The sequence below is a fragment of the Desulfocurvus sp. genome, assembly GCF_023230885.1.
In the GTDB taxonomy this organism is placed as follows: domain Bacteria; phylum Desulfobacterota; class Desulfovibrionia; order Desulfovibrionales; family Desulfovibrionaceae; genus Desulfocurvus.
Genome location: NZ_JALNWM010000244.1, coordinates 1 through 4,356, shown reverse-complemented (window position 1 = coordinate 4,356; position 4,356 = coordinate 1). Strand labels below are relative to the sequence as shown.

Below are 4,356 nucleotides of genomic sequence, written 5' to 3'. Positions count from 1 at the left end.
GGTACAAGGAGCGCTGCCGCCCCCTGCCCGAAGGCTACGACCCCACGGACTGGCAGACGGCCATGACCACGGCGGCCGCCTTCGGCGACGAGATCCCCGTGGGCGTGATCTACCGCCAGCAGGGGCCGAGCTTCGAGAGCCGCCTGCCGCAGCTCGCCGGGGAGCCCCTGGCCGCGCGCAGGCCCGACCCGGCGGCCGTGGCCCGGGTTCTGGAAGGGTTTGCCTAGGCCGCGAGGCTCTGGTACGACAGGGGCACCGTCCGGGCCGGGCCCGGGCGGTGCCCGTTTTTTCGCGCCCGGGCCGGGCGTACGGCCACGAGGAGGAGCCATGAGAAAGGTTGCGCTGTTTCCCTTTCGCGGCGAGGCCCTGTGCTTCGTGCATGTGATGCTGAACGCCCTGGACCTGCATGCGCGCGGCTGCGACGTGCGCCTGGTCCTGGAGGGCGCCTCGGTGACCCTGGTGCCCCAGCTGGCGGACCCGGCCAGCGAGTTCCACCCGCTGTACTCCAGGCTCAAGGCATCGGGGGTGCTCGACGGGGCGTGCAAGGCCTGCTCCACCAAGCTCGGCGTGGCCGAGGCCGTGCGCGCCGAGGGCATCGCCCTCATCGGCTTCATGGGCGGGCATCCGGCCCTGGGCGAATACCTGGACCGGGGCTACGAGATCATCACCTTCTAGCCAGCCCGGGCGCCCCCGGCCCGCAAAGGTCTCCGTGAAATTCCTCGCCGCCCAGGTCTCCTACCTGCTCCAGGACCGCACCGCGCGACGCAACATCGGATTTCTGCTGAAATTCGTTCTGCTTCTCGTGGGCGTCATCGCGCTGTACAGCGTTTTATTCCACTTCATCATGCAGGGCGAGGGGCAGGAGCACTCCTGGATCACCGGCGTCTATTGGACGCTCACGGTCATGTCCACCCTCGGCTTCGGCGACATCACGTTTGGCGGCGACCTTGGGCGCGTTTTTTCCATCGTCGTGCTGCTGTCTGGGATCATATTCCTGCTGGTGATGCTGCCGTTCACATTCATCCAGTTCTTCTACGCGCCCTGGCTGGAGGCCCAGAACAAGGCCCTGGCCCCGCGCGAGCTGCCCCCCGGCACCCACGGCCACGTCATCATCGTCGGCCCGGACTCCACGGCCCAGAACCTGGCCCAGCGCCTGCGCCAGTATGGCCACGACCACGTCCTGCTCTGCCCCGACGCCCAGACGGCCCTGGCACTGCACGACCAGGGCCACTCCGTGGCCGTGGGCGACCACGACGACTCCCAGACCTACCGCAAGCTGCGCGTGGAGGCGGCGGCCATGGTCGTGGCCCTGGACAGCGACGTGCGCAACACCAGCGTGACCTTCACCGTGCGCGAGGCCTGCGCCACGGTGCCCATCGTGGCCAAGGCGGACCAGGAGGAGTCGGTGGACATCCTGACCCTGGCGGGCAGCGCCCACGTCTTCCAGTTCACGCGCATGCTCGGCCAGACCCTGGCCCGGCGGACCCTGGGGGCCAACATGCGCTCGGGCATCATCGGCCGCTTCGACGAGCTGGTGGTGGCCGAAACCCCGGTCATGCGCTCCAACCTCGCGGGCAGCACCCTGCGCCAGAGCGGCCTGCGCGAGGCCGTGGGCGTGAACGTCGTCGGCGTGTGGGAGCGCGGGCGCTTCGCCCTGCCGGACCCGGACCTGCCGCTCACCGGGGCAATGGTTCTGGTGCTGGCGGGCAACCTGGGGCAGATCGAGGCCTTCGACCGCTTCGCGGGGGTCAGCCCCAGCAAGGACGGGCCGGTGGTCATCCTCGGCGGGGGCCGGGTGGGGCAGGCGGCGGCGGAGCAGCTGTACAGGCTGGGGCTGGCCTACCGCATGGTGGAAAAGAAGCCGCGCCCCGGCGGCGACCCGGACAACATCGTCACCGGCAACGCGGCGGACCTGGAGGTCCTGGAACGGGCGGGCATCCGCGAGGCGCCCTCGGTGTTCATCACCACCCACGACGACGACATGAACATCTACCTGACCATCTACTGCCGCAGGCTGCGTCCGGACATCCAGATCATCAGCCGCGCGACCCTGGACCGCAACATCGGCGTGCTGCACAGCGCCGGGGCGGACCTGGTCATCTCCCACGCCTCGCTGGTCGCCAACACGGTGCTCAACCTGCTGTCGCCGGGCAAGGTGCTCATGCTCACCGAGGGCCTGAACATCTTTCGCATGCCCCTGCCCGCGTCCCTGGAGGGGGCGACGCTTCTGGGCAGCGGAATCCGCTCGGGCACCGGGTGCAGCGTCGTGGCCGTGGCCTCGGACCGCGGCCTGGAGATCACCCCCGACCCGGCGCGGGTTCTCGGCCCGGGCGACGAGCTGATCCTCATCGGCACCTCGGAGTCCGAGCGCCGTTTCCTGGACCGTTTCCCCCAGGCGGGACAAGCCTAGCCGCGCGCGCCAGCGCCAGGGAGGTGCCATGCGTTTCGAAGACATCCCCCAGGGACGGCTGTACGCCGAGCTTGCGTGGCTGATGCCCGTTATCACCCCGCCGCAGGACTACGCCGGGGAGGCGGCCTGCTGGCGTGCCGTGCTGCGCGAGGGCAGGGTAGGCGCCGGGGCGGAGGTGCTCGAGCTGGGGGTCGGCGGCGGGCACAACCTCTCCCACCTTGCCGCAGAGTTCCGTGCCACGGGGGTGGACCTCTCGGCATCCATGCTCGACCTGTGCCGCGCTCTCAACCCCGGCGTGGAGCTGCACCGGGGCGACATGCGTTCGGTGCGCCTGGGGCGGCGCTTCGCGGCGGTGCTCCTGCACGACGCCGCGAGCTACCTGACCACCGAGGACGACCTGGCCCGGACCCTGGAAACGGCGGCGGCGCATCTGGCGCCCGGCGGCGTGTTCATCGCCGCGCCGGACCACTTCGCCGAGACTTTCCGCGGCCCGGCCCTGGAAACGAGCCGGCACAGCCAGGGGGACCTGCGGGTCCAGTACGTCGAATACGCCCATGATCCCGACCCGGAAGACACGAGCATCGAGGTGCTGATGACCTTCATCGTCACCAAGGGCCGCGAGACGCGCGTGGAGCTGGACCGCCACGTCCTGGGGCTCTTCTCCCGGGCGGACTGGGCGCGGCTGTTCGCGCGGGCCGGGTTCCGCATGGAAACCCGCGCCTTCCCCCTGGCCGGGCTGGACCGGCCCTACGAGCTGCTGGTTGGCACCCTGGGGGCGCCCGGCGAGACTCCCGGCGAGGCGCCCGGCGAAACGCCCGGCGAGGCGCCTAGTCCTTCCACATCCCGCGCAGCGCCTTGAGCGGCGCAGTCACCTGGTAGATGGTGTGCCATTGGTCAGCCGTGGCCTCGGGGCAGGGCGGATCTTGCGAGGGGGCCGAGGGCTCCCAGGTGACGGGGGTCCTGGCCTGCGTGCCGCCCGCTCCCAGAAGGCCCATGCCGCCGAGGTTGGCCACGCGCGCGCGGTAGGCGGCCAGCTCCAGGCTGGCCAGGGCCTTCCAGTCCGCAGCGGCCCGGGCCACGGTCTGGGCGTCGACCTCAAGGGTGGCCCGGAAGAAGTCCTCCGAGCTCACGTCGGACAGGAAGGCGACGTGGCGGGCCTGGATGAGCAGGGTGGTCACCTGCGGCCAGGCGGTCACGGTGCCGATGTTGCGGACATCGGCCCAGTGACTGTGGACATCGCTGCCCAGGTAGAGCCGCGAAACGCGCACCCCGCCAATGACCGCCAGGCCCGAGCGCCCCGAGCCCGCGCCGCCCGACAGGCTCGCGCGCTCGCCGGCGCTGGCGTCGTATTCGGACTCCTGGGCCACGGACCAGCGCACCACGAGCAGGCCCGGGGTCTTCAACGCCGCGCGCACGTTCCGCTCGGCCTCGCCGAAGCGGCTCTCGGCCTCGCGGGCCGCCTGGGCCGCCTGTCCCGCCAGGGGGGCGGCCTGCTCCCGGGGCTCCTGGCCCGCAGCCGGGGTTGCGGCCTGGCCGGTGGCCGGGGTTGCGGGGGCGGTTGTGGCCTGGGGCGGGGTCTGGGCCTCGGCGGCCCCGGGGGCGTTTCGGGCGGCCAGGGCCATGCGCAAGGCCTCCAGCCGCGCCCGGGTGGCGTCCAGGGCGCTGTCCTGGGCCTGGAGCAGGGCGTCGCGCAGGGCGAGCACCTCCTCCAGGGTCACGTCCTGGCCCACGGTACGCGTGAGGTAGAAGCTCTTGTCTTTGGCCATGCCGATGGCCGAGTTGGGCCCGCGCCTGGGGTTGTAGCAGTGCAGCGAGCCCGGCTCGCGCGCGGGCAGCAGGCCCAGCAGGGAGACGGACTCCCACTGCGTGCCCCAGAACAGGGTGCTGAACTTCGGCCCCAGGGCGTTGCTCTCGGTGGTCACGCCGTGCAGGGTGCTGATGGTGCT

Annotated in this window: 4 protein-coding genes and 1 pseudogene; 4 read left to right on the top strand and 1 reads right to left on the bottom strand. The window is 71.5% G+C overall.

The genetic code is table 11. The annotated features are described in order from the left end of the window. The 4 genes and pseudogenes from M0P34_RS13990 to M0P34_RS13975 form a co-directional block, all read left to right on the top strand. Nucleotides 1-227 (top strand): annotated as a pseudogene (locus tag M0P34_RS13990) (2-oxoacid ferredoxin oxidoreductase); the annotation flags it as partial. A 100-nt stretch (nucleotides 228-327) separates the two neighbouring features. Beyond that, the gene (locus M0P34_RS13985) at nucleotides 328-675 is read left to right on the top strand and encodes a cytoplasmic protein (RefSeq protein ID WP_291500199.1); all 348 of its coding nucleotides are present in this window, start codon (nucleotides 328-330) and stop codon (nucleotides 673-675) included. Between the two features lie 34 nt (nucleotides 676-709). After that, on the top strand, nucleotides 710-2,410 hold the full coding sequence (locus M0P34_RS13980) for an NAD-binding protein (protein WP_291500197.1): 1,701 nt from the start codon (nucleotides 710-712) through the stop codon (nucleotides 2,408-2,410). Nucleotides 2,411-2,438: 28 nt separating this feature from the next. Then, a complete protein-coding gene (locus tag M0P34_RS13975; protein WP_291500195.1) occupies nucleotides 2,439-3,269 on the top strand; it encodes a class I SAM-dependent methyltransferase in 831 nt (276 codons plus the stop codon). On the opposite strand, the gene M0P34_RS13970 is transcribed toward M0P34_RS13975, so the two are convergent. Beyond that, nucleotides 3,238-4,356, bottom strand: a 1,119-nt coding sequence (locus M0P34_RS13970) for a hypothetical protein (RefSeq protein WP_291500194.1), incomplete at its 5' end; no start/stop codon positions are given. The two genes, M0P34_RS13975 and M0P34_RS13970, sit on opposite strands and share 32 nt — an antisense overlap.